Below are 24,108 nucleotides of genomic sequence, written 5' to 3'. Positions count from 1 at the left end.
ATAAAGTAGGAACGAAGAAGATAATACGCGAGTCGTCATAAAGCTCAAGTTGTATCCACAAAATAGCATTAAGAAGCTTCACTCACTAAGCTCTAATCTAGCTTGCCATAAATATAGGCCAACTCTGCGACGGTTTTCGCTGAGAACTTTTTCAATAGGTTGGCGCGGTGTACTTCAACCGTGCGCATTGCAATGCAAAGTTCGTCGGCAATTCGAATGTTGCGCTTGCCTGCAATGATCAAACGTAAAATGTCTTTTTCTCTGGGAGTGAGCGATTCATACGCCGATTTTGCCGCCGCCATATCAAGGTTTGCAGCCGACTGCACTTGCCCCTGCAAAATGGCTTGTGCCAACTCATCGCCTTTGACTGGCTTTTGGAAAAAATTGACCGCGCCAGCTTGTAATGCATCGACCGCCATCGGGACATCACCATGCCCCGTCAGGTAAATAACGGCCAAGGGGCTGTTGGCTTGATTTAAAACTTGATGGACTTGCTGACCACGAAGATTTGGCATTCGACTATCAAGAATGATACACCCCGCTTGCTGAACGTCCACCTCGTCAAGGAAAGACTGCCCATCAGCAAAAGTGGTGACGTTGAAGTCATGTTCTTCCAACATAAAAGCGAGCGAGTCACGCACCGATTCATCATCGTCGACTACAAAAACAGGTAGCTGCTTTTCACCGCTGCTCATTGAATGCTCCTATGCCTAGTTCAGATTAGTTTTGATATGGAAACACGAGCTCAACCAAACAGCCATGTGGCGCTGTCGAGCTGATGAGAAACTCGCCATCATGCATTTCCATTACATCACGACAAATGGCTAACCCCAGCCCGAGTCCCTCTTCTTTGCTACTCACAAACGCTTGAGTTGGATTCTCTTGCTGCAACCCTGTGCCGTTGTCTAATACTCGAATGGAAAGTTGATTGACTTGGTAGTCACTATGCAGGGCAATTTTACCTTGATAACCTGACGAGTGATATTTCTCTTGGAACAAAGTACACGCATCAATCGCGTTACTGATCACATTAACTAAAACCTGTTGAACGCCCACAGCGTCGACAAGTACCGGACGGACGTTCCCTTCTATACTGGTCACAATCGAAATATTTTGCTTCTGCATTCGAAAATGGAGCAACTCAATCGTGTCATCAATGAGTACTTGAGGATCGCACGGCGCTTTGTCGACACTACGCTTGCGGATCAACGTTCTTAAGCGCTGAATAATTGCATCGGCTCGTTCAACTTGCCCCTGTATTTTCTCAAGCACTGGGACAATATCTTCATGAGGGCGTTTTTTGGCCAAGCGAAGTAAACCGCCTTCACTGTAATTGCGAATGGCCGCCAATGGCTGATTGAGTTCATGGGCAAGACTAGTGCCGATTTCACCGACAATCGCGACTCTTTGTGAATGCTCTAACTGCTCACTTTTCTCTTTTAAACGTAACGATGTCTGTTCCAACGCCTGCTTACTCTTGCTAAATCGATACTCAAGCCAAAAGTGGTACGCGTTCAACACAATCACAAACATGAACAGCGCCCATGCCCATTCTTGATGACTACGCAGCCAGCGTAGAGCCTCACTCCACCAAGGTTGTTGCAACGGATGGAGGTCTAGCGCCTGATAAAGTTTGTCGATGCTCAGCAAGCTGACGGGTGACGTCCAACCTGACGCGCCTGCCGCAATAACCGCAGGGTGTTCAGGTGGCATCGCTAATAACACTTGCGCAATTTGTTTGGCGAGCTGAGCTGAGCTGCGCTCTGTTTTGGCAAATGACCAGTTTGGATATAACGGCGTAGAAACAGCGCACGAAGAATGTTCATTTGGCTGTTGATTTAGGACTCGAAAATCCCCTTGCTGTAACAGACCTTCATTTTGCATCTGTTCCAATAAACAAGCAGGGACGACAGCGGCTTCCACATTGCCATCACGTAATTGATACAGGTTGGCATCAATAGGAAAGCCGAGGTAACGGACATCAGCAAAGAAATCGTTCGGATTAAGACCCATTTCCACGATTTGATAGCGCAACGTTAAGTAACCACCAAAGGCTTTTTCTGATACAGCCGCAACAGGAAGCCCTGAGACATCTTGCAATATTTGATAGCTTGAATTGGCTCGAACCACCAGCGCCGAACCAATGCCGTAGTTCGAATTTTGCGGCGCTCGACTGGTTAGCGTTGCCATCCACGATAGCGCGTATTGCCTACCCAATCGCACTGCCTGACCAGGGTTAGTTAAGATGAAGTCCATCGTCTGAAACTTCACCGCTTGGCCCATTTCATCCAAGTTAAGGGGATGAAGAACAAAATGCACATCAGAAATTTGCTGATTGAGCCAATCAATGGTCGGTTGCCATCTCTGCTCAGCATAAAGATGACCACGTATCGCTAACACGCCCACTTCGACTTTCTGCTTGGCCTCTGGCTGCACTGCCTTTTGCTCTTGCAGATCTGCTTGTTCAGAAACAGCACCCTGAGCCAAAGATGCCAAGGCAACCAAGCAAAGAATCCAAAGCTGAAGCCACAGTGCTTTTTTCATGATGAGTCGAATCGTTCCGTCAAAAGAGTGCGACAAGAATAACAGCTACCTTCCCTAAACCACATTTGTTTTAGATCAAGTTTGATCTGGGTATGTGGAAATCCACAATATAAGCCTCGCGGTGCATTTCTCACAATGGAATCAGTCAATTCAAATACAACAAAAAAAGCAGGTGAGTTATGGATTCCACCAAACGTCGCTTTCTCAGCGCGGTCACAGCCGGAGCCGCGTTAATTCCAGTCGCGGGCATTGGCACGGCTACCGCAGGAAACATTATTCGAAATAACCAATCCGCCGACCGAAAAGGACAAGTCGGAAAACGTTACGCCATGGTGATCGATTTACGTAAATGCGTCGGCTGCCAAGCGTGCACCGTAGGTTGCAGCATTGAAAACCAAGCGCCAATCGGTCAGTTTCGAACCACAGTGAAACAATACGAAGTCACGCTCGATGACGGTTCCACAACCACACAAGAAGCGAAGGCTTTTATGCTGCCTCGACTTTGTAATCATTGCGATAACCCGCCGTGCGTAGCCGTTTGTCCCGTTCAAGCAACCTTTCAGCGAGAAGATGGCATCGTCATGGTGGATAACAGTCGCTGCGTAGCGTGTGCGTATTGTGTACAAGCCTGCCCTTACGATGCGCGTTTTATCAATGAAGACACGCTCACCGCAGACAAATGTACCTTCTGTGCACACCGCTTAGAACAAGGTTTGTTACCCGCTTGTGTGGAAACCTGCGTGGGCGGCGCTCGCGTGATTGGTGATTTGAATGATCCATCAAGTGAAGTCCGCCGCTTAATTGCGAAGCACCAAGACGACATCAAAGTGCTAAAGCCCAATGAAGAGACCAAGCCGCATGTGTTTTACATCGGCATGGATGAACGCTTCACCAGCCACATCGACGGGCAGCCAGCTATTTACGACCCACAAGGAGAGCGCGCATGAACATCACCGAAGTGTTAGTCCAACCTCAAGCAATGGCTTGGCTCCCGTGGGCGGTGCAGTACTTCTTTTACATCGGTTCTGCTTACGCTGCCGCTATTTTGTTCCTAATCGCACTGTTATTTGAGCAACACACCAGTCATCGGTTACGCGCCGCGCTGGTGCTAACGATGGCCATCGGCGCTATCGTAGGCCCGTTGGCGTTAACTGGCGACCTTCACCAGCCGGGACGAGCTTGGCATTTTTACGCGCACATCACGCCGTGGTCATGGATGTCTCTAGGCTCGCTGTTCCTGCCTGTTTTTTCTGCGCTGGCGGTTGCGACAGCATGGCTGTATCTGCGTCAGGATCTTATCGCACTGCGAAATCAACCGGGAAAAGTACTACCTCTGTTATCTAAGTTATCGCTCGGTGAGTGGACAATTTCTCACAAAGTGATGCTCACAATATCTGCAATCACCGTGTTATCAGGCTTAACCATCGCCCTTTATACTGGAGCTGAAATTGCGATCGTAAAATCACGTTCATTATGGCACCAACCCGCGTCACCAATTCTTTGGTTTGTCACTGCATTTATGGGTGCTGTCGGATTCTCTCTGCTGATTTGGCTACTGCTGCCTAGCCAATCGAAAGCTCTCACTTCTGGTGATAACAATTTACTCAAAAAGTCACTGGTAACGAGCGGCGTTCTGACGCTGATTCTCCTACCCATTTGGGCATCCAACAACTCTACATTTTCGCTCTATTCTAGCGAACGATGGATGCACAACATTGCCTTGCTCACTTTTGTCGTTTTAGGTTGTGTTTTGCTCGCCTTCATCTTCTTGCGCGATACCCAAAAGTCCACATCAGCCAGATTTCGTCACGTCATAGGGCTCGGCTTTGTGTCTGCTGCCGCATTGGCAAGCGCGTGGCTGATTCGCTGGTTCACCATCATGGAAGTGCAAACCATCGCCAAGTTCGATGCAGGGATGTATCCATACCAACTCACTATGGATGGAAATGGCTGGATAGGCATTATCGGCATGCTCGGATTATGGCTTGCACTGGCACTGCTCGGCTCAGTGCTGGTTCAGCCAAAACAAAGTATCGAAGCAAAAGCATCATCACTCACCTTAACTGAACGCTAATCAAGAGGATTTCATTATGGATAACAAACGCCGTCAGTTTTTGAAATCAGGCCTTGCAGTCGGTGGGCTTGGTGCATTTGCTGCAGGTTACGCCACCACAACCAAGCACATGGTAGAAGGTGCGCTGGAAGGCACTGCTGGGCAAAAGACCCGCGATATTCACCACGGCAATTCCCTCGAACCAGAATACGCCGTCAATGACCAAGGTAATCTGATCCCAAATCCAAACCAGCGTGTTGCACCATCGATGTGTTTTGGTTGCTGGTCACTGTGCGGATTGCGTGTACGCATTGATAACCGCAATGACGAGATCTTGCGCATCACTGGCAACCCATATCACCCGCTGTCTCATCAGCAACATATTCCGTTTGAAACGCCGGTCAAAGATGCTTATTTAAGTTTGGCAGGAGAAGCGGGTCTTGACGGCCGTTCCACCGCCTGTGCGAGAGGAAACGGGATGCTAGAAATTCGCAACAGCCCGTACCGCATTACTCAGCCGCTAAAACGAGTTGGCAAACGCGGCGAAGGAAAATGGGTTCCAATCAGCTACGAGCAATTGATAGAAGAAGTCGTTGAAGGTGGTGATTTATTTGGTGAAGGCCATGTTGATGGCTTACGCGACATTCGCGATTTAACAACGCCCGTTGATCCTGAAAACCCAGAATATGGACCGAAAGCCAACCAATTGTTAATGACTAACGCCGGTAATGAAGGCCGAGACGACATATTCAAACGCTTCGCGTTCAACAGCTATGGTACGCGTAACTTTGGGCATCACGGCTCTTACTGCGGCTATGCATTTCGTGCTGGCAGCGGCGCATTTATGAACGATTTAGATAAGAACGCACACTTAAAGCCAGACTTTGATAATGCGGAATACATCATCTTCATCGGTATGTCGCCAGCTCAAGCTGGCAACCCTTTTAAGCGTCAGGCGCGCCAACTCGCCAATGCGCGAACAGAAGGCAGCTTGGAATACACCATCATCACACCAAGTTTGCCTGCGGGTTCATCGAGCTTGGCGGCAGGTGACAATAACCGCTGGATACCAATCAAACCGGGCACCGATTCTGCCCTCGTGCTTGGCATGATCCAATGGATCATCGAAAACCAACGCTACAACAAAACCTTCTTGGCGCAGCCGGGGGCAAACGCGATGAAACGAGCAGGCACCGCGCACTGGTGTAATGCTACGCATCTCGTGATAAGCGATGAGCAGCACCCGAGAAACGGCACGTTTTTACGCGCATCGGACTTGAATCTGCCATTCGAGGGCGAAGCGTTGTCTGACTCCGACCCGTACGCCATCGTGGATGAGCAAAGTGGCCAATTTGGTGTTCATACCCAAGCTGAGGAAGCGACACTGTTTGTCGATAAAACGGTTTCGCTTGCATCAGGCAAAGTGCGAGTAAAATCGTCTCTACAAAGGCTCAAAGAAGAGGCGTTTAAATACAGCCTTGCGTTCTACAGTCAACAATGTGAAATCCCTGTAGAGCAAATCGCAGAACTAGCGAAACGCTTCACAAGCTATGGCACAAAAGCGGTGGTCGATACCCACGGTGGCAACATGCACACCAATGGGTTCTATAACTCGTTTACCATCATGATGCTCAATGCGTTGATTGGTAACATCAACATGAAAGGCGGCGCGATGGCGAAAGCGGGTGGCTACCCAACTTCCGCTGCGGGTCCTCGTTACGACTTCACCAAATTTGCTGGCAAAGTCGGCCCGAAAGGCGTCTTTTTATCGCGCAGTAAATTCCCATACCACAAAACCAGCGAATACAAACGTCGCGTTGAGGCAGGAAAATCCCCTTACCCAACTCACGCCCCTTGGTATCCGTTTGCAGCGCCACTGCTGACAGAACACCTATCTGCGGCTATTGATGGTTATCCATATCGCGTTAAAGCGTGGATCAACCACATGGCGAACCCGATGTATGGTGTACCCGGTTTGAAAACACTGCTGGAAGACAAGCTTAAAGATCCAAAGCAGCTCGGTTTGATTGTGTCTGTTGATGCATTCATTAACGAAACCACCGCGTTGTCGGATTACATTGTGCCGGACACCGTTACTTACGAAAGCTGGGGCATGGCAACGCCTTGGCACGATGTTCCGGTGAAAACCGTCACCGCTCGTTGGCCGATAGTGGAAGCGCGAACAGAGAAAACCGCCGACGGTCGCTCGATTTGTTTAGAGAACTTCCTGATTGATGTTGCTAAGAAAATGCAGCTGGGCGGTTTTGGTGACAATGCAATTCAAGATGCACAAGGCAACTGGCACGCTCTCCATCGCGCCGAAGATTTCTATTTGCGAGCTGCGGCAAACTTGGCTTATGTGAAAGGCGGCGTGCCTGAAGTTTCGGCAGAAGACATTGCGTGGTCCGGCCTAGAGCGTTTAATGCCAGCCATGCAGAAGACGCTGACAGCAGATGAGATGAAACGTGTGGCGTTTATTTTTGCTCGCGGTGGACGCTTTGAAAATGCCAGCGAAGCGTATCAAGGTCAGCAGATGAAGCATAAATGGACACGACCAGTTGCGATATGGAATGAACGTGTCGGCAGCGCAAGAAACACCATGACCGGTGATTTCTACACCGGTTGCCCAACATGGCATCCACAAAAGCTGGCCGATGGCACACCAATGGAAGAACAGTTCCCAAGCTCAGAATGGCCTTTCAGCCTGACTAACTTTAAATCCAACATTCACAGTGCGGTGTCCAACCTATCGCCAAGGTTGAACTCGATAAAAGGCGTAAACCCAGTGTACATCCATCCAATCGATGCCGAACGCGCAGGCATTAAAACGGGTGATGAGTTTGTTATCGAGACTCCATCTGCAAGCACCAAAGCACTTGCGATGATAGTCAGCGGAATTCGCCCTGGCACACTCGGATTTGAACATGGGTTTGGTCATACCGAGCTAGGACAACGCTCGCACTGGATCGGCGATAAACAGCAACCAGTAAAAACTCGCAGCCAAGATGGAGTCAACATTAACGACATCGGATTAATTGACCCAACCCGAGAAGGGAAAGGCGTGTTGTTAGATTGGGTGGTAGGAGCCGCGGCTCGTCAATCATTACCAGCCAAAATCCGCAAAGCTTAGTAGACAACCAAACCTGAAGAGCTGCCATTTAGCAGCTCTTCACATCCTCTAAATATGTGGAAATCCACAATACCTTTAGTTATTGACAAAGCCGACAATACAGCACCCAAGTCACTATCACAGTAGACACTTGGAGATATTAATAACAATTAAAGGGAGTCAGCATGTCAAAAATACTACCTGTGGTGACGGCCTGTTTGCTGGCAACCACAATGGGCGCAAGCGCCTCGTCTATTCCTGAAAAAGCCAGCGTGTGCAGCGGTTGTCACGGCCAACATGGTATGGGTCAACCAAACATTGCGCCTATGATTGCCGGTCTGAACGCGAATTATCTCAACACCCAAATAGAACTCTTCCTTAGTGGCGAACGACAAAACGTAGTCATGCAAGGCATGGCGAAAGAGCTTAGCGATCCTGCTGTTCGTAAAGAAGTCATGGATTACTTTGCTAACCTTCCAAGCTACGAGTTCACTAACCCAGAGCAACGCGGCGACCAAGCCGACATTCGTAACCCGTATCGTAAATTAATCTTCCAAGGCGATTGGGATAGAAACATTCCAGCTTGCGCGACTTGTCATGGAGCGAGCGGAATGGGCGTCGACAAATTCCCTCGCCTCGCAAGCCAACATGCTGATTACTTAAAAACGCAATTGATGGCATGGAAAAACGGCACTCGCAGTGGTGACCCGCTCAATATGATGGGCACTATCGCGAAAAATCTCACTGACGAAGAGATTGAAAACCTTTCCTACTACTTTGCCTCATTACGTTACTAGGAGCAGACATGAAACGTTTCTATTCTTTGTTCGCATTACCTCTCATCTCTGCTGCTACTTTGGCCAACGAACCACTGCCGGATCGTCAAACTGAACTGCCCGCGGTGAAAAAAGCGAATCACGGTGAATATTTACAGCCTCGCGATCTGAGTAAAATTCCAAACACCGCATTTGGTGAGCAAGTAAAACGTGGTTACTCGCTCTTTGTTAACTCGCAACAGATGCGCGGCAAATACGTTGGCAATGAGCAAAACTGTGTGAACTGCCATATGGAAGCAGGACGAAAAGCCAACGCTGCACCTCTATGGGCGGCATACATGGCCTACCCTGCTTATCGCAAGAAAAACGATCGCGTAAACAGCTATGCTGACCGTATCCAGGGTTGTTTCGAATATTCCATGAACGGTAAAGCTCCCGCTTACGATTCGCCAGAAATAGTTGCCCTTAGTGCTTACGCCTACTGGTTGGCGATGGGCGGCTTGCTCGACAAACATGGTATGACGGATGAACCAATTCCGGAGCTAGACGCAAAAGCGTTGCAAGTTGGTGGAAAAGCAAAAGACTTCCCGCTGCCAGAAGCCATCGCGCAAGCATTACCAATTGAAGAACGAGGTAATCTCTCTGGACGTGGCTACCCAAAAATCGCCGCCCCTGAGCAAGAACCATCACCAGAGCGAGGGGCATTAGTCTACGAAAAGAACTGCGAAACTTGCCATCGCGCCGACGGTTCAGGCATAAAAGGCACCGACGGCCATTCATACATTCCACCACTTTGGGGCGAATATGCGTATAACTGGGGTGCAGGTATGCACCGGATTAACACCGCGGCCTATTTTATTTACGAAAACATGCCGCTTGGGAAAAGTGTCCAGTTAAGCAAACAAGAAGCGTGGGATGTCGCGGCATACGTCAATAGCCACGAGCGTCCACAAGATCCTCGATTTAAAGGCAACGTGAGCGCAAACGCAGAGAGATATCACCAACATCAAGGCTATTACGGAAAAACACTTAGTGGGAAGCAAGTCGGCTCGAATGCTTTCAAGAGCGGTACCGTAGAGTAAAAGACAACCGTTCATCTTAAATACCATTGCTCCCACCTCCCTGCTCAGGTTCTCTGGGCAGGGTTGTTTTACTCTCCTGAAGCAATCACTGCCCCCCTCCAAACCAGCAACGTTAAGTAGTTTTCGGCTTCCAACATACCAATCTTCGCAGTAAAATAATGCACCAAACGCGACTTTGTTTATATCTTAGAGCTTCCATATACTATGATGCCAAAAGTAAGAAACTCGTAAACTCCTGAATCAAAACAAGCGTGTCTAATGAAAAAAGAGTATTCTTAGGACAAATGAATCCAAAACCTACCCGATGAGTATTCAACCTAATTCCCGTCAGTTAATTTCATGCGAAGAATGCGGCCTTGTTGTTCGTATTCCCGATATCGATCAAGGGCAAAAAGCTCAATGTCCTCGATGCGCGCATTCTCTGACAAAAGTGAATGCTAAACCCTATCAAAGCGTGATCGCCATTTCATCGGCATGTTTGATCATGTTGGTGTTAAGCATTTCTTTCCCTTTTATGTCGTTCAGTGTGCAAGGGCTATCGCAAGAAATCACCTTATTGCATGCAGCCAAAATGCTGGCTGAATTTCAAAATGTACTTTTAGGTGTGTTACTTCTCGCAACGGTCGTCGTATTGCCTGCTATCTATGTCGGTCTCATTCTCTTTCTTCATCTCGAAGCATTAAAAGCGCGTAAACATACGCCATCCAAAAAACAGCAACGAATGGCGAAAGTTTTATGTCGCCTTCTGTTTCGAGTCGAACCCTGGCTGATGGTCGATGTATTCTTGATTGGCGTATTAGTCAGCTTAATTAAAATCGCTTCTCTGGCAGACATTGGAATGGGGACTTCATTCTGGGCGTTCTGCGTTTATACCGTACTGGTAGTCAAATGTATTTCTATGGTTGACAAAAGCTGGCTCTGGGGACACTTCATTCCAGCCACCGTGCTGCCCGATGTAAATGAGGGCGATACGCACCATAACCACAACCATATTGGTTGCCATACGTGTCACCAACTCAACCCAATTGAAGCGAAAAAGCACCAATACTGCATTCGTTGTAAAAGCCCTATTCATAAATACAACCCAGCAGATAATTTACAAAAAGCTTGGGCGCTTTTGTTTGCGTCAGTCATTTTCTATATCCCCGCGAATCTTTATCCAATGATGTATACCGTAAGCCTTGGACATTCAGAAGGCTCGACTATCATGGAAGGGGTAATACTGCTTTGGCATTTAGGTTCTTACCCTATTGCGATGGTAATTTTCTTTGCTAGCGTATTCATTCCAATGGCGAAAATGCTGGCACTCGCGTGGCTGTATTACAATGCGCAAAAAGCGCGATATCTTCCTCCTGAAGAAAGTATTTCACGCTTAAAGATATACCGCTTAACTGAGTTTATTGGTCGTTGGTCCATGATCGATATCTTTGTCGTTGCCATCTTAGTTGCACTGGTTCAGTTGCAAAACTTAATGGCGATTTATCCAGGCCCTGCTGCGCTCTCTTTCGCGGCAGTGGTCATTTTCACTATGCTTTCTGCAATGATATTTGACTCACGTTTGTTGTGGCAGTTGCCACAAAACGAAGTGCAGGAGCCGATTTCTGACAACTTAAACGAGAAAGCCAAATATGAGTGATGAGAACAACGTAACCGCTCAAATAAAACCGCAAAAGCAGATTTCTGCGATCTGGATTGTCCCGATCCTTGCGCTAGCCATGGGAGCGTGGATGCTGTTCCAATACATCAACAGTACAGGCCCACAAATTACTCTCCAACTGCCGACCGCAGATGGGATTGAGGTTGGTAAAACCGAGATCCGAGCATTGAATGTTAAAGTCGGTCTGATTACCGAAGTCACTCTCAGTGAGAACTATGATCACATCATCGCCAAAGCGCAGATGAATAAAGACGCGGAGCGCATGCTGCGAGATGACACGATGTTTTGGGTGGTGAAGCCTCGAATTGGCCGTGATGGCGTTTCAGGTTTAGAGACCTTGCTCTCTGGCGCTTACATCCAACTTCAGCCGGGTAAATCCAAAGTAGAAAAGGAGCACTTTACGGTATTAGATGTGCCACCGGTCGCTTCTCCTGATGCAGAAGGCCTGCGTCTTGTATTAACGCACCGCGAAGCTGGCAAACTAGGTGTTGGTGACCCGGTTATTTATAAAGGCTTTACCGTTGGTCGTGTAGAGAAAACCAGCTTTGATGTTGATACTCGCAAGGCGCTGTATCAACTCTTTATTTTCAAACCTTATGACAGTTTAGTGCGCACTCGTACTAAGTTTTGGCTGAATTCTGGTGTTGATTTACAGCTCAATGCCGAAGGGTTTGAAGTTAAGTTTGGCTCGCTAGAGAGCATGCTAACGGGTGGCGTTACCTTCGATACTGTTCCAGGCCTTGAGTCCGGTGAACCACTCACAGAAGACATGGTTAACTTCCGCTTATACGATGATATTAAGCAGCTGAGAGAGGGTATGTACGATGACTACATTGAGTTCGTCATGTTATTTGATGAATCTGTCCGTGGCTTAAAAGCGAATGCGCCTGTTGAGTACCGCGGTCTTCGTATTGGTACCGTAACGAGAGTACCGATGCGTTTACCAACACCAGAAGAAAACTTCTCTGCGAAAAAAATTCCTGTTTTGGTGCGCGTTGAGCTCGGTCGAGTGTACGGAGATTTAGAATCCCAATCTTTATCTATGTTCAAAGAGAAGTTGAAGGAAGAGTTTGCTCGCGGTCTCCGTGGCACCTTAAAGACTGGTAACTTGTTAACTGGCGCGCTTTATATTGATGCAGACTTTTATCCTAATGATGATCAGTACGTTCCAAGTGAATTTGAAGGTTTAGATGTTTTCCCAACCATGCGTGGTGGTTTTGCCCAAGTCCAGCGCCAAGTCAATGACTTCCTAAATAAGATTAATAGCTTACCAATGGAAGAAACGCTTAACTCTCTCAATTCAACGTTAAAAACGTCGGAAAAGACGTTGGCGTCGGCAGAACGTGTCGCGGACAGTATTGATAAACTTTTAAATCAAAAAGAGACGCAAGAGATCCCAACAGATATTCGCCAAAGCTTGCAGCAGTTGCAAAAAACACTCGATGGTTATGGACCAAACTCAACCATGTACAATGAAATGGAAGCCACGCTCAAAGAACTAGAAAGCGTGATGACAGAGTTTAAACCCGTACTTAAACAGCTAAACGAAAAGCCAAACTCTCTCGTGTTTGGAGAAGATGAAATCAGTGACCCAATCCCAGTTAAAGGCCAAAACTAATGAAACGAGTATTCTTTTTGTCTATCGCGCTATTTGTCGGTCTAACGGGTTGCAGTAGTGCTCCAGAAACTAAAGGGGCTTTGTACCTTCTACCTAAGGCGGAACCAGTGACGCTGAGCTCTTCTGATATCTCACAGCGCCCTACTTTAGTTGTTCGTCCAGTAAAACTGGCAAGTTATTTAAACGACAGTGGTATCGTTTACCGAACCTCTGAGACTCAAGTTATCCAGGCAAGAAACAATCAATGGGCGCATAGTATTTCCGAGCAAATCACTCAGAGAGTCGTCACAGAACTACGCCACAAACAGACTCATTACTGGCCGACTGAAATGAACAACCTGTTGGATCAAAATGGTGAAGCCAAACTACAGCTGACGTTAAATAAATTTAATGGTAGCTACAAAGGCAATATCGAAATTGAGGGTGAATGGTTACTCATCAATGCTGAAGGTAAGGTAGAAAACAGTGCACCAATACAAATCTCTCAGCCTCTAAAGGACGAAGGCTATGGAGCACTTGTCGACGCACTGTCCGTCGGGTTGGAAGAAATGACTTCGGACATTGCCAAAAAAATCTAAGATCGATGTTAATTACAGGGAAGCAAGTTGCTTCCCTTTTTTGTGCTGCAAGAAGTTTTTTCGATCGAAATAGATGTAGATAATCAAGCGAGACAAATTGATCTTAGTCAGACTGCAATCCGTTCTTTGGTGCTACTCTACGGCAAAATATAAAGCCCCATCCTATGACCTTATGTAGAGGTCTTGTTGATAAGGTTCTTGAGTAGCAATGTCGATTAACATTTCCGATTTAACCACCGCCCTAAATAAGGTGGAGCATATTCATAAAGTTCAGCTTGAAAATGTGCATCAGTTCTTTAAAGCAAACGAAGCTTTCTCGGTAAAAACGTTCAGCCAACTTATATCTAGTGACTCACTTGATGAGCGATTTAAAACCATCGACAAGGCCTTCTCTTTGCTTGGTGATGTGAAAACCTACCTTTTAGAAGCGTCTTACTTAGTTAAGTAAAAATAAAAAAGCCCCTGTAACTTAATTACCAGGGCTTTCATTTTTATCGCCGCTAAGTTGTGGAGTTACAACTTGTAGCGATCATCAATGACCGTTGTCTCTGGGAAGGTTTTACCCTCGTCCATCGCTTCCTCAGTCTCTTCTTTTACTTTGCTATCGATCCAGAAATTACCAATATCCATTGGATGAAGCACCCATTCTGTCGCTTTTGTCATGCCATCTTTAGGAATTTTAACCCAGCGCCAATGTGCAACTCGAGAATAAGGCACCATGTATCCAGGAACGATGATATTCGCTTTGCTGACATAGTTTTGGATTTGATGCGATAAATCGTAACGCTTCTCCTGATCAAACTCAGAGTCATAAGCTTCAATCAACTGGTCCAGCTCAGGGCTGCTGTAGTTGGTGTGGGCATTCGTTTGTGGTCGATTCGCATTATCCGAGTGTAGATATTCCCAATACGCAGGAATCTCACCAGAACCCATATTCAAGAACGCTAACTGATGCTTTTTCTCAAGAATGTATTTAAACGCAGATGAACCATCAACCAAGTTTAACGTGAACTCAAGACCTGCAAGTTTCGCTTGCTCTTTTAAGTACGCAATACGCGGTGTCCAAGAGTTGTATCCGTAAGTGATAGCAAAGCTCAAGCGTTGGCCCTTGTCATTGACACGAATACCATCTGCGCCAACTTTGTCAAAGCCCGCTTTTTCGAAATGTTTAACCGCCGCATCGGCATCAAACTTAGGCGGTGTATTGTTAGGATCATCGTATTCGCCATGACCAAAGCCGAGTCCATGTGGTTTACGTGAATAATCTCCACGCATGATATTTTCAATCATGCCGTCATAGTCAGTGGCTGCCATAACGCCTTTGCGCACTTCTAGGTTATCCAACATCGGCATCGCGGTGTTCATCCAAAGGCCACCAGCGCCTTGTGGTGCTTCGTTAAAGCCCCAGTACTTTTGGATATAGCCTTTTTTGTACACATCACTATCGGTTTTGTCATGCCAAAAGCTTGGTAGCACCATCTCAAAGTAGTCCAAGTTGCCTTTCTCAAAGTGCTTCATGGCAATATCAGGATCGCGAATCACCTTAATGCGGACTTTTTCTACGTTGTAACGGTTTTTATAGTAGCGGTTGTTATACCCCCACCAATCTTCGCCCACGTGTTTGAATGTCACGCTCTTACCTTTCTTCACTTTATCAATGTAGTAAGGCGCCGCAGTTGGCTCAGATTTAAAGTTGAACTTCCTGACGAAGTTATCAGGCATGCCATCGTTATTTGCGTCCTTTTCTCCTTCAAAGAAGTGTTCCGGACGAGGCTGAAAACCATTGCTCGGCATGTTAATCATAACCATGAGCGAGTCATGACTTTGAGCTACAGCAAGATTGACTTTGATCGTGTAGTCGTCAATTTTTTCAACACCAACAACGCTGTTCGTGAAGAAGTCGTTGTACCACGGGTCGATAATGTCTTTTGACGTGTAGTACTTCATCATAAAGACGTAATCATCTGCCGTAATTTTTTCACCATCTGACCACTCGGCCGTTTCATCAAGCTTAAAGAATACGGTTTTGTTGTCCTCTCCAAATGCCCATGACTTAGCAAGTTGGGGGATCCATTTACCAGTATTTGGATGACGTTGAGCAAGCTTTGGTGAACCATCCATTAAATATTGGCGCAAGCCGGAGTTCGCATCTGGACCAACACTTCGTAATGTCTGAGGAAAGCTCTGAATGTAAGTACGATAAGTACCACCTCGTACCGCTTCTTCAGAGGCGAACAGAGGTTCATTGTTATTTGAAATCCATTCTATATCAGCAGGTAGCTCTGCCGCACTCAGTTGAAAACTGGCAGCGGTCAGTGTTGCAAGTACTGAAAATGGCAGTTTTTTAGTCATGTTTCTTCCTTGTTGTGTTTGCGATTAAGGTCGTAGCAAGGAAGACGGAGTGTGAAAGCTGCAAATAGAAAATACGCAGATAGGAAATAATAGGAGCGTAATATGAAGTGACTTCCTGCCAGCTTCTATATTAATTTCAAAGAGTCTCACTAGGTCATCCTAGACCTTACAACGCAGTGAATGCATCCTCGCCATAGTATTCTTTAGGCTTTTGTAACGCAAGTCATCAATAATACATGGTCGCATTTTCTATGCATCACAGTGAGTTATGTTACAAAAGTGTGATCGATACAGTACCAAGCCCTACTTTTCTCATAATAAACCGTAGAACCTTTATCCGAATAAGCTCCCCCCTACACCAATTAAAGCAAGCAAGTAAGCGAGCAGATATAACTGGTTAAAATGAGCAGTTACTTACTACGGTTGGTATTTTTATTAGATACAAAAAAGGTGAGGCATCACAGCCTCACCTTTCTTTATACAATACAAGACTGTGCTTACATACTAGACAAGCTATCATTGATCGATTTCAACACTGCGGCAGGATCCACAGCTTGAGTAATTGGACGCCCAATAACAAGATAGTCAGAGCCTGACTGAATAGCCTCTACTGGTGTCATGATACGGCGCTGGTCACCTTGCTCAGAGCCAGCAGGTCGGATTCCTGGTGTAACTAACTTAAAGTCTTGACCAAGTTCGCTCTTAAGCAATGAAGACTCTTGAGCTGAACATACGACACCATCTAAACCAGCGTTTTTGGTCAATGTCGCCAGACGAATAACTTGATCCTGAGGCGCAATGTTCAAACCAATACCCGCTAAATCACTTTGTTCCATACTGGTTAGTACCGTTACTCCAATCAGAAGTGGGCGATCTTTACCGTATGGCTCAAGAATTTCACGTGATGCCGTCATCATGCGCTCACCACCGCTCGCATGCACATTCACCATCCAAACCCCTAATTCCGCGGCTGCGCGGACCGCCTTAGAACACGTATTTGGAATATCGTGAAATTTCAAATCCAAGAAGACTGAGAAACCACGTTTGTGGAGTTCACGTACGAAATCAGGACCAAATAGCGTAAACATTTCCTTGCCAACTTTTAGGCGACATGACGCAGGATCAATTCTATCTACAAACGCAAGTGCGTCTGCTTGGTTATCATAATCCAGTGCGACAATAACTTTTTGGTCGATCATTTCATCTCCTAACTATTTTGGTTCTTATTAAATAAAAAGTTAAAAAAATGCAGCGGACAGAAACTCTGTCAGCTGCATTAAAATTATTCACCATCCAATCCGCGGATTGGCTTGATCGTCCCCCACCCTTTACAGGATGGGCAGTGCCAATAAAGGGAATGAGTAGAAAACCCACACTTCCGGCATCGGTAGTGTGGTTTCACTTTTAACTGTTCACCCACCATCGCTTGTAGCGTCGACAGACTGTCCTTCGCGCGACCGTCTTCTGCTTCAGCAATGTGGTAGTCAATTAATCGATAAAAGCCCTTCATGGTTGGATTTTTCAGCAGCTGTTTGGTCAGCAGCTCTTGTGCAGCCCCGACGTTCTCGTGGTGAGCAACCAACTGAGCCAACATTAACTCGGCTGATACGCCTGCTTTCTTATCAATACAAGCTCGCAGAAACTCTACAAGTTCATCTTCCTGGCCCAAATGATGGTAGCACTCTGCAATGGTTGGTAAGACATCGCTGATAAAGTCTTTGTCTTGCTCAAGCACACCCGTCAGGTATTTTATCGTGTGTTTATAATCTTCAGACTCTAGATAAATTCGTCCCAAAGCAATACTCGCTCGAACACACTTTGGGTCTTCTGCTAGGGCTTTTTTAAAGTGCTGTATTGCCTTATTAGTATTACCATCGGCTTGGTCGAGCATTGCAATTTCACACCAAAAATGAGCAATATTCGCACGCATTCTGGAGCGTTTATTACCCAACTTAGCCAATTGATTGGCGTAATAAATTGCTTTTTCCCATTCACGTGTTTGTTGGTAAATGGTTACCAATTGCTGAAGGGCCGCTTCTTTGTAATCTGGCTCTTCGACTAACTGTTCGAAGATTTTCTCTGCACGATCGAGAAAACCAGAGACCATGTAATCTTTCGCCAACTGTTGAAGTGCGAGATTCTTTTGATCCAGTGTTAAGCCAGAGCGAGAAATGAGATTTTGGTGAATTCGGATTGCACGGTCGACTTCGCCACGAGACCGGAATAGGTTACCCAACGCAAGGTGAGTATCGATGGTCTCGTTATCAACTTGGAGCAATTCAATAAAGTGATCGACAGCCTTATCTGATTGGTCAGAGAGCAGCAGATTAAGACCCGTCATATACTGACGAGAGATTTGATGAGATTGCTTCTGCTTGTCTTGCTGAGCGCTGCGATGCCCCATATACCAGCCATACGCAGCAGCTATAGGCAACAACAAGAAGAGTAGTTCAAGCATTAAAGTTAAGCCTTATCCTTATGCCTGTTTTTCGATGGCTGGCTTATCAGCAGGTTTGTTTGCATCTGTAGGTTCGTACTTTTTCAGTTTTTTCTTTAAACGACGAACTTGTAGCTGAGTTTTCAGCTGGATACTACCAAAGATAACCCACGCTAAAGCAAAGCCAACCACAAATACCACACCTAATAGTGTAGATAAGTGGAACTCTCCTTTGGCTAGAAGATAGTTAAAAGTCACGAGCTCTTGGTTTTGGGAACCTAACGCCAATGCAATTAAAAAGAGAGCTAAAACAGCAACGATTTTTATAATTTTCATTTACATCACCCTTCTAGGAGTAAGTCGGTAAGATTATGCAGGAAAATGCTTCTTCAGACTACGTATATTAGCAATAATCTATACCCAAGTAACCTCAAGATGCTTAGTTTGTAGACACGCCTAGAAGTTAAAGTTACTTGGGTGTAGAAAGCTGCAAAGAAAACAGCCAGAATCAACAGCTCGCTTCGTAAACTGCTTGGATACATTACAAAAAAGCGGCATACACAAACGTATGCCGCTTTTTTCAAACTAATAAGAGTGCGTTAGCCAATATTTACACGCTCACGAAGCTCTTTACCAGGTTTGAAATGTGGAACGTATTTACCTTCCAATTCCACTTTATCGCCCGTTTTAGGGTTACGACCTACGCGAGGCTCGCGGTAATGAAGAGAAAAACTACCAAAGCCGCGGATCTCGATACGGTCACCGCTCTCTAGCGTAGAGGCCATGTGCTCTAAAATATCTTTTACAGCATCCTCTACCTCTTTCGCTGATAAGTGTGTTTGCTCAGCGCAGAGTCTTTCAATCAGTTCAGACTTAGTCATAGTTGCCCTCTTTGAGTATCTTTATCACTTATTATAGTAAGTAATACTAATTCCAACAAACACTTGCTGACAATTCTAGACAAATTTTATGCAAAATGCGCAATGAAGAAATGCCTTTTATTAAGATAGTTTACCGTCATTAGTATTACTACTTAAATATGCTCAAATATAAAAAAGGAGCCTTGCGGCTCCTTTTTTGCTTAAGCGAGTATATTATTCGCCTTTAGCAGCTTTGAAAGCGTCAGCCATTGCGTTACCGAATGCATTGTCATCTTGCTTGTTGATAGATGCCATTGCTTCTTGCTCGTCAGCTTCGTCTTTAGCTTTGATAGATAGGTTGATTACGCGGTTCTTACGGTCTACACCTGTGAACTTAGCTTCAACAACATCACCAGCGCTTAGGATTAGAGAAGCATCTTCTACGCGATCGCGAGATACTTCAGAAGCACGGATGTAACCTTCAACGCCTTCTGCGATTTCAACAGTAGCGCCTTTAGCGTCAACAGCAGTTACAGTAGCGTTAACTAGAACACCTTTCTTGTTGTCAGCAACGTAAGCATTGAATGGGTCGTTTTCCATTTGCTTGATGCCTAGAGAGATGCGCTCACGCTCAGCGTCTACTGCTAGAACAACTGCAGAGATCTCGTCGCCTTTCTTGTACTCACGTACAGCTTCTTCGCCAGCAACATTCCAAGAAATGTCAGATAGGTGAACTAGACCGTCGATGCCGCCTTCTAGACCGATGAAGATACCGAAGTCAGTGATAGACTTGATCTTACCAGTAACTTTGTCGCCTTTAGCTTGTGCTTCAGCGAATGACTGCCATGGGTTAGCTTTACACTGTTTCAGACCTAGAGAGATACGACGACGTTCTTCGTCGATTTCAAGAACCATAACCTCAACTTCGTCGCCAACATTAACAACTTTAGAAGGGTGGATGTTCTTGTTAGTCCAATCCATTTCTGAAACGTGAACTAGACCTTCAACGCCTTCTTCGATTTCAACGAAGCAGCCGTAGTCAGTTAGGTTAGTTACGCGACCAGTTAGTTTGTGACCTTCTGGGTAACGCTTAGCGATTGCTACCCATGGATCTTCGCCTAGTTGCTTAAGACCTAGTGATACGCGAGTACGCTCACGGTCGAACTTAAGAACTTTAACTTGGATCTCGTCACCAACGTTAACGATTTCAGATGGGTGCTTAACGCGCTTCCAAGCCATATCAGTGATATGTAGAAGACCGTCAACGCCACCTAGGTCAACGAACGCACCGTAGTCAGTAAGGTTCTTAACGATACCTTTAACTTCAGAACCTTCTTGTAGAGTTTCTAGAAGCTCGTCACGCTCAACACTGTTTTCAGATTCGATAACAGCACGACGTGAAACAACTACGTTGTTACGTTTTTGGTCAAGTTTGATAACTTTGAACTCTAGCTCTTTGTTTTCTAGGTGAGCAGTGTCGCGGATTGGGCGTACGTCTACTAGAGAGCCAGGAAGGAAAGCACGGATACCGTTTAGTTCAACAGTGAAACCGCCTTTAACTTTACCGTTGATGATACCAACAACAGTTTCAGCTTCTTCGTAAGCTTTCTCAAGTACGATCCAAGCTTCGTGACGCTTAGCTTTCTCACGAGAAAGTTGAGTTTCACCGAAACCATCTTCAACAGCGTCTAGAGCTACGTCTACTTCAGCGCCAACTTCAACTTCAAGTTCGCCAGCAGCGTTCTTGAACTGTTCAGCAGGGATAGCAGATTCAGACTTAAGACCAGCGTCAACAAGAACGAAACCGTTCTCGATAGCTACTACAGTACCTTTAACGATGCTGCCTTGTTGGAATTCTGTTTCGTTTAGAAACTCTTCAAAGAGTTGAGCAAAAGATTCAGTCATTTAGTTAATCTTCAATAAATTAAACTTCCACGGGTATCCTACCGCATGGGGTTATTAAATTCGCCAGTCATCATCCTTGCGACCAACGCTCTTAGTCTAGCCGAGTATCATTACTCAGCTAGCTTCGATTCGATATATTGTAGTGCCTTTTCTACTACTTCGTCGATAGTCATCGACGTAGAATCTAGCACAAGCGCATCCTCAGCAGGGCGTAGTGGCGCCACTGGGCGGTTACGATCTCGGTCGTCACGCTCTTGGATCTCGCTTAAAAGGTCAGCAAATTTAACATCTAACCCTTTCTCTTGCAACTGTTTAAGGCGTCGATTTGCACGCTCTTCTGCGCTCGCATCAAGGAAGATTTTCGCTTGTGCACTTGGGAATACAATTGTGCCCATATCACGACCATCAGCCACTAGGCCCGGAGCGGCCTCAAATGCACGCTGACGACGTAATAATGCTTCACGAACACGTGGCAGAGCCGCAACTTTAGATGCTGCCATACCCGTTTCTTCTTTGCGAAGCTCCCCTGACACATCTTCGCCTTCTAGAACGACCTTAACTAAGTCACCCTCTGCGATAAATTGAACGTCTAGGTGTGTTGCCAGTGGGACAAGTGCGTCTTCTGACTCTGTGTCGACACCGTGGTGAATCGCAGCGAGTGCAAGTACACGATAAATTGCGCCAGAATCTAAGAGTTGGAAACCCAACTTTTTCGCCAGCAACATACATAAAGTGCCTTTACCTGCACCACTAGGTCCATCTACGGTTACAACCGGAGTTTGAGAGGACATGTTCTTCTCCACCTATAGTTTCTTTTCAGCAATTTGCTCGGTTTTCGAGGCGCGCATTATACGGGTAATCGCCCTTTGGAGCGAGGAAAAATGTCGTGTAAAGCATTACACCTAATGCGCAATTGGATTCATCAATAAACATAAGGTTCAACAAAAACGGCGAGAGCTTCCACCCTCGCCGTTTCAAATGTCATGATCTTAGGTTCGATTAAACAATCGGTTTTTGACCACGCTCAGCTAACTTTAAGATCACACTGTCAGCAACTTTGCCCGCGACACCTGCTAGCTTGTCTGCCAGTTTTTTCTTCTGCACATAATGCACAGAAAGTACGGTTTTATCTTTGCATGCCGCAACAACGATATCATCAGATGTACTAATGTCATCCACCAAACCAAGCTCTTTCGCTTGTGTACCGAACCAGTGCTCACCTGTGGCTACTTTGTCTAGGTCCAAACTAGGACGACGCTCGCGAATGAAGTCTTTAAACAAGACATGTGTTTCTTCAAGCTCTTGCTTAAACTTATCGCGCGCTTTATCGGTATTCTCACCAAACATCGTTAGCGTGCGTTTATATTCACCCGCGGTTAGTTGTTCGTACTCAATGTCATGTTTCTTCAACAGTTTGTTGAAGTTAGGAATTTGCGCGATAACGCCAATAGAGCCCACAATTGCAAACGGTGCAGAAACAATCTTATCTGCGACACATGCCATCATGTAACCGCCACTTGCCGCAACTTTGTCAACAGAGATGGTTAGAGGAAGACCCGCAGCTTTGATTCGGTCCAGTTGAGAAGAGGCAAGGCCGTAACCATGAACCATACCACCGCCAGATTCTAAACGAAGTAATACTTCATCACCTTCACGTGCGACAGCCAAAATAGCAGTGATCTCTTCACGTAGAGACGCGACTTCTTTTGCGTCTATGCTGCCGTTGAAATCAAGAACGAATAGGTGTGGTTCACGCTTGCTATCTAATGAACCGTCTTTGCTCGCTTGTTTGATTTCTTTCTCGCGAGATTTGTTCTTCTCTTTTTCTTCTTTTTTGACGGCTTTATCTCGAGCCTTGATGAAAGCATCGTCATGCAAATGATGCTCTAACTGTTCAACAGATTGTTTGTGTTGCTCTGAAAGGTTGGTAATCTCTAACTCCCCTTTCGCCGCACCCGATTTGCCACCAGCCGATTTTGCAATAATGAGCAGAACAATTATCGCAGCAACCACCGTGATAATTTTGGCCAGAAACAGACCATAATCTAATAAAAATTCCAACGAGAGCTCCTTTATCTCATTTCAGATGACGTTAGTATGTTACGCAGAAACATCAGCGAGAAGGCAGCGCGGTTTGTAACCACTTGTTCTGATTGATAGCATACCTAACGAAAGTTCTGGAATTGGTATAACACATGAATTGGTGTATTGTAACCATCTTGTCACGATTACCAAGATTTTCCATTGAGAAACAGGCGTTTTTTAGCGTCAATTAACTATCATGGACCCTCTTACAATAATAAGGATTTATCGCCGTGAACTACTCCGTTTCAGCTGATGCTCTAAAAGGTAAAGTCATTCTTGTTACTGGCGCTGGTAATGGCATCGGCCGTCAAGCCGCGCTTTCTTATGCCGAGCACGGTGCAACTGTTATTCTCTTGGGTAGAAATGTGCAAAACCTTGAATCTATCTATGATGAGATTGAAGCCGCTGGCTACCCACAAGCTGCTATCATTCCTCTGGATCTCAAGGGCGCAACTAAGCAAAATTACATTGATATGGCAGAGACAATCGAAGGACAGTTTGGTCGTTTGGATGGCCTATTACACAACGCAGGTGTCTTGAGTTCGCTGTGTCCATTTGATCAAATCAAAGAGGAAGATTTCGACGATATCATGCAGATCAACGTGAAAGCAGAAGTGTTAATGACTCAAGCACTACTGCCTGTGATGCGTAAATCAGAAGCTGGGCGTATTATCTTTACCTCTTCGACCGTCGGCCACTCTGGTCGCGCTTTCTGGGGGCCATACGCTATCTCTAAATTTGCCGTAGAAGGCATGATGCAAGTTTTGGCTGACGAGCTGAGTGATACGCCGATCCGTGTTAACGCAATTAACCCTGGTGCAACTCGTACTCGCATGCGTGAAAAAGCATACCCGGGTGAAGATGCAAATACTCTCAAAACGCCATTGGATCTCATGCCGCTATATTTGCACTTAATGGATCCAGCGGTTACCGATGTGAATGGTCAGTGCATCGACGCTCAACCGAAGCGTAAATAACGAATTCAGGTTACCTCACATAATCGATTGAAAAGGCAGCAAACGCTGCCTTTTTTCATTTCTCTCTTCATAAAA

General features: G+C 45.9%; 20 protein-coding genes. 10 read left to right on the top strand and 10 right to left on the bottom strand.

Features of this window, described 5'->3' with window-relative positions; all coding sequences use genetic code 11:
• Positions 1-92: 92 nt before the first annotated feature.
• On the bottom strand, positions 93-695 hold the full coding sequence (locus FR741_RS05590; protein ID WP_085343528.1) for a response regulator transcription factor: 603 nt from the start codon (positions 693-695) through the stop codon (positions 93-95).
• 25 nt (positions 696-720) lie between these two features.
• On the bottom strand, positions 721-2,544 hold the full coding sequence (locus FR741_RS05585) for a sensor histidine kinase (RefSeq protein WP_167426389.1): 1,824 nt from the start codon (positions 2,542-2,544) through the stop codon (positions 721-723).
• A 179-nt stretch (positions 2,545-2,723) separates the two neighbouring features.
• Between FR741_RS05585 and dsrO the strand changes: the two genes are divergently transcribed.
• The 9 genes from dsrO (at position 2,724) to FR741_RS05540 (ending at position 13,865) form a co-directional block, all read left to right on the top strand.
• Entirely contained in the window at positions 2,724-3,491 is a 768-nt protein-coding gene (dsrO, locus tag FR741_RS05580; protein WP_029795570.1) for a sulfate reduction electron transfer complex DsrMKJOP subunit DsrO, read from the top strand.
• On the top strand, positions 3,488-4,618 hold the full coding sequence (gene nrfD / locus FR741_RS05575; protein ID WP_167426388.1) for an NrfD/PsrC family molybdoenzyme membrane anchor subunit: 1,131 nt from the start codon (positions 3,488-3,490) through the stop codon (positions 4,616-4,618). The genes dsrO and nrfD overlap by 4 nt, the downstream gene beginning before the upstream one ends.
• A 16-nt stretch (positions 4,619-4,634) precedes the next feature.
• Complete coding sequence (locus FR741_RS05570; RefSeq protein WP_167426387.1) at positions 4,635-7,727, top strand: tetrathionate reductase subunit A; 3,093 nt, start codon at positions 4,635-4,637, stop codon at positions 7,725-7,727.
• 212 nt (positions 7,728-7,939) lie between these two features.
• Positions 7,940-8,503, top strand: coding sequence for a c-type cytochrome (locus tag FR741_RS05565; protein ID WP_371807243.1), 564 nt, complete (start codon positions 7,940-7,942; stop codon positions 8,501-8,503).
• A gap of 8 nt (positions 8,504-8,511) precedes the next feature.
• Positions 8,512-9,564, top strand: coding sequence for a c-type cytochrome (locus tag FR741_RS05560; RefSeq protein WP_167426386.1), 1,053 nt, complete (start codon positions 8,512-8,514; stop codon positions 9,562-9,564).
• A 304-nt stretch (positions 9,565-9,868) separates the two neighbouring features.
• Positions 9,869-11,200: a paraquat-inducible protein A gene (locus FR741_RS05555; RefSeq protein ID WP_167426385.1), complete on the top strand. Its 1,332-nt coding sequence runs from the start codon at positions 9,869-9,871 to the stop codon at positions 11,198-11,200.
• Positions 11,193-12,839, top strand: a complete 1,647-nt coding sequence (pqiB, locus tag FR741_RS05550; RefSeq protein ID WP_005397101.1) for an intermembrane transport protein PqiB — start codon at positions 11,193-11,195, stop codon at positions 12,837-12,839. Before FR741_RS05555 ends, pqiB begins: the two co-directional genes overlap by 8 nt.
• Positions 12,839-13,417: a PqiC family protein gene (locus FR741_RS05545; protein ID WP_167426384.1), complete on the top strand. Its 579-nt coding sequence runs from the start codon at positions 12,839-12,841 to the stop codon at positions 13,415-13,417. The genes pqiB and FR741_RS05545 overlap by 1 nt, the downstream gene beginning before the upstream one ends.
• Positions 13,418-13,625: 208 nt before the next feature.
• Positions 13,626-13,865 (top strand): hypothetical protein, encoded by a 240-nt coding sequence (locus FR741_RS05540; protein WP_005397103.1) that lies wholly within the window; start codon positions 13,626-13,628, stop codon positions 13,863-13,865.
• A gap of 65 nt (positions 13,866-13,930) precedes the next feature.
• Here FR741_RS05540 and FR741_RS05535 read toward each other — a convergent pair whose 3' ends face one another.
• The 8 genes from FR741_RS05535 to sohB all read right to left on the bottom strand — a co-directional run bounded on the left by FR741_RS05535 (position 13,931) and on the right by sohB (position 23,032).
• Complete coding sequence (locus FR741_RS05535; protein ID WP_114323270.1) at positions 13,931-15,769, bottom strand: extracellular solute-binding protein; 1,839 nt, start codon at positions 15,767-15,769, stop codon at positions 13,931-13,933.
• Positions 15,770-16,266: 497 nt separating this feature from the next.
• Positions 16,267-16,968, bottom strand: coding sequence for an orotidine-5'-phosphate decarboxylase (gene pyrF, locus FR741_RS05530; protein WP_005397105.1), 702 nt, complete (start codon positions 16,966-16,968; stop codon positions 16,267-16,269).
• Positions 16,969-17,051: 83 nt separating this feature from the next.
• Positions 17,052-18,227, bottom strand: a complete 1,176-nt coding sequence (lapB, locus tag FR741_RS05525; RefSeq protein WP_005376665.1) for a lipopolysaccharide assembly protein LapB — start codon at positions 18,225-18,227, stop codon at positions 17,052-17,054.
• Positions 18,228-18,245: 18 nt separating this feature from the next.
• The gene (locus FR741_RS05520) at positions 18,246-18,542 is read right to left on the bottom strand and encodes a LapA family protein (protein ID WP_005397112.1); all 297 of its coding nucleotides are present in this window, start codon (positions 18,540-18,542) and stop codon (positions 18,246-18,248) included.
• Between the two features lie 263 nt (positions 18,543-18,805).
• Positions 18,806-19,087 (bottom strand): integration host factor subunit beta, encoded by a 282-nt coding sequence (gene ihfB, locus FR741_RS05515; RefSeq protein ID WP_005385816.1) that lies wholly within the window; start codon positions 19,085-19,087, stop codon positions 18,806-18,808.
• 213 nt (positions 19,088-19,300) lie between these two features.
• Positions 19,301-20,971 (bottom strand): 30S ribosomal protein S1, encoded by a 1,671-nt coding sequence (rpsA, locus tag FR741_RS05510; RefSeq protein ID WP_005385817.1) that lies wholly within the window; start codon positions 20,969-20,971, stop codon positions 19,301-19,303.
• 110 nt (positions 20,972-21,081) lie between these two features.
• Positions 21,082-21,762 (bottom strand): (d)CMP kinase, encoded by a 681-nt coding sequence (gene cmk / locus FR741_RS05505; RefSeq protein ID WP_005397113.1) that lies wholly within the window; start codon positions 21,760-21,762, stop codon positions 21,082-21,084.
• Positions 21,763-21,970: 208 nt separating this feature from the next.
• Positions 21,971-23,032 (bottom strand): protease SohB, encoded by a 1,062-nt coding sequence (gene sohB, locus FR741_RS05500; protein ID WP_005385819.1) that lies wholly within the window; start codon positions 23,030-23,032, stop codon positions 21,971-21,973.
• Positions 23,033-23,286: 254 nt separating this feature from the next.
• On the opposite strand from sohB, the gene FR741_RS05495 reads away from it, so the two are divergent.
• Positions 23,287-24,033 carry a YciK family oxidoreductase gene (locus tag FR741_RS05495; protein WP_006743161.1) on the top strand — a complete coding sequence of 249 codons (747 nt, stop codon included), beginning with the start codon at positions 23,287-23,289 and terminating at the stop codon, positions 24,031-24,033.
• Positions 24,034-24,108 lie beyond the last annotated feature (75 nt).

Origin of the sequence: Vibrio diabolicus (assembly GCF_011801455.1) — a bacterium.
Lineage (GTDB): Bacteria > Pseudomonadota > Gammaproteobacteria > Enterobacterales > Vibrionaceae > Vibrio > Vibrio diabolicus.
Note: the sequence above shows the minus strand (reverse complement) of the source record. Positions and strands in the feature narration are given on the sequence as shown.

Excerpts from the sequence above, each read along its gene's own strand:
- pyrF (WP_005397105.1), bottom strand. The coding sequence starts at position 16,968 with ATGATCGACCAAAAAGTTATTGTCGCACTGGATTATGATAACCAAGCA.
- FR741_RS05565 (WP_371807243.1), top strand. The coding sequence starts at position 7,940 with ATGGGCGCAAGCGCCTCGTCTATTCCTGAAAAAGCCAGCGTGTGCAGC.
- rpsA (WP_005385817.1), bottom strand. The coding sequence starts at position 20,971 with ATGACTGAATCTTTTGCTCAACTCTTTGAAGAGTTTCTAAACGAAACA.
- pqiB (WP_005397101.1), top strand. The coding sequence starts at position 11,193 with ATGAGTGATGAGAACAACGTAACCGCTCAAATAAAACCGCAAAAGCAG.
- FR741_RS05560 (WP_167426386.1), top strand. The coding sequence starts at position 8,512 with ATGAAACGTTTCTATTCTTTGTTCGCATTACCTCTCATCTCTGCTGCT.
- FR741_RS05555 (WP_167426385.1), top strand. The coding sequence starts at position 9,869 with ATGAGTATTCAACCTAATTCCCGTCAGTTAATTTCATGCGAAGAATGC.
- FR741_RS05545 (WP_167426384.1), top strand. The coding sequence starts at position 12,839 with ATGAAACGAGTATTCTTTTTGTCTATCGCGCTATTTGTCGGTCTAACG.
- cmk (WP_005397113.1), bottom strand. The coding sequence starts at position 21,762 with ATGTCCTCTCAAACTCCGGTTGTAACCGTAGATGGACCTAGTGGTGCA.
- nrfD (WP_167426388.1), top strand. The coding sequence starts at position 3,488 with ATGAACATCACCGAAGTGTTAGTCCAACCTCAAGCAATGGCTTGGCTC.
- FR741_RS05585 (WP_167426389.1), bottom strand. The coding sequence starts at position 2,544 with ATGAAAAAAGCACTGTGGCTTCAGCTTTGGATTCTTTGCTTGGTTGCC.
- FR741_RS05540 (WP_005397103.1), top strand. The coding sequence starts at position 13,626 with ATGTCGATTAACATTTCCGATTTAACCACCGCCCTAAATAAGGTGGAG.
- dsrO (WP_029795570.1), top strand. The coding sequence starts at position 2,724 with ATGGATTCCACCAAACGTCGCTTTCTCAGCGCGGTCACAGCCGGAGCC.
- FR741_RS05570 (WP_167426387.1), top strand. The coding sequence starts at position 4,635 with ATGGATAACAAACGCCGTCAGTTTTTGAAATCAGGCCTTGCAGTCGGT.
- FR741_RS05535 (WP_114323270.1), bottom strand. The coding sequence starts at position 15,769 with ATGACTAAAAAACTGCCATTTTCAGTACTTGCAACACTGACCGCTGCC.
- lapB (WP_005376665.1), bottom strand. The coding sequence starts at position 18,227 with ATGCTTGAACTACTCTTCTTGTTGTTGCCTATAGCTGCTGCGTATGGC.
- FR741_RS05590 (WP_085343528.1), bottom strand. The coding sequence starts at position 695 with ATGAGCAGCGGTGAAAAGCAGCTACCTGTTTTTGTAGTCGACGATGAT.
- ihfB (WP_005385816.1), bottom strand. The coding sequence starts at position 19,087 with ATGACTAAGTCTGAACTGATTGAAAGACTCTGCGCTGAGCAAACACAC.
- FR741_RS05520 (WP_005397112.1), bottom strand. The coding sequence starts at position 18,542 with ATGAAAATTATAAAAATCGTTGCTGTTTTAGCTCTCTTTTTAATTGCA.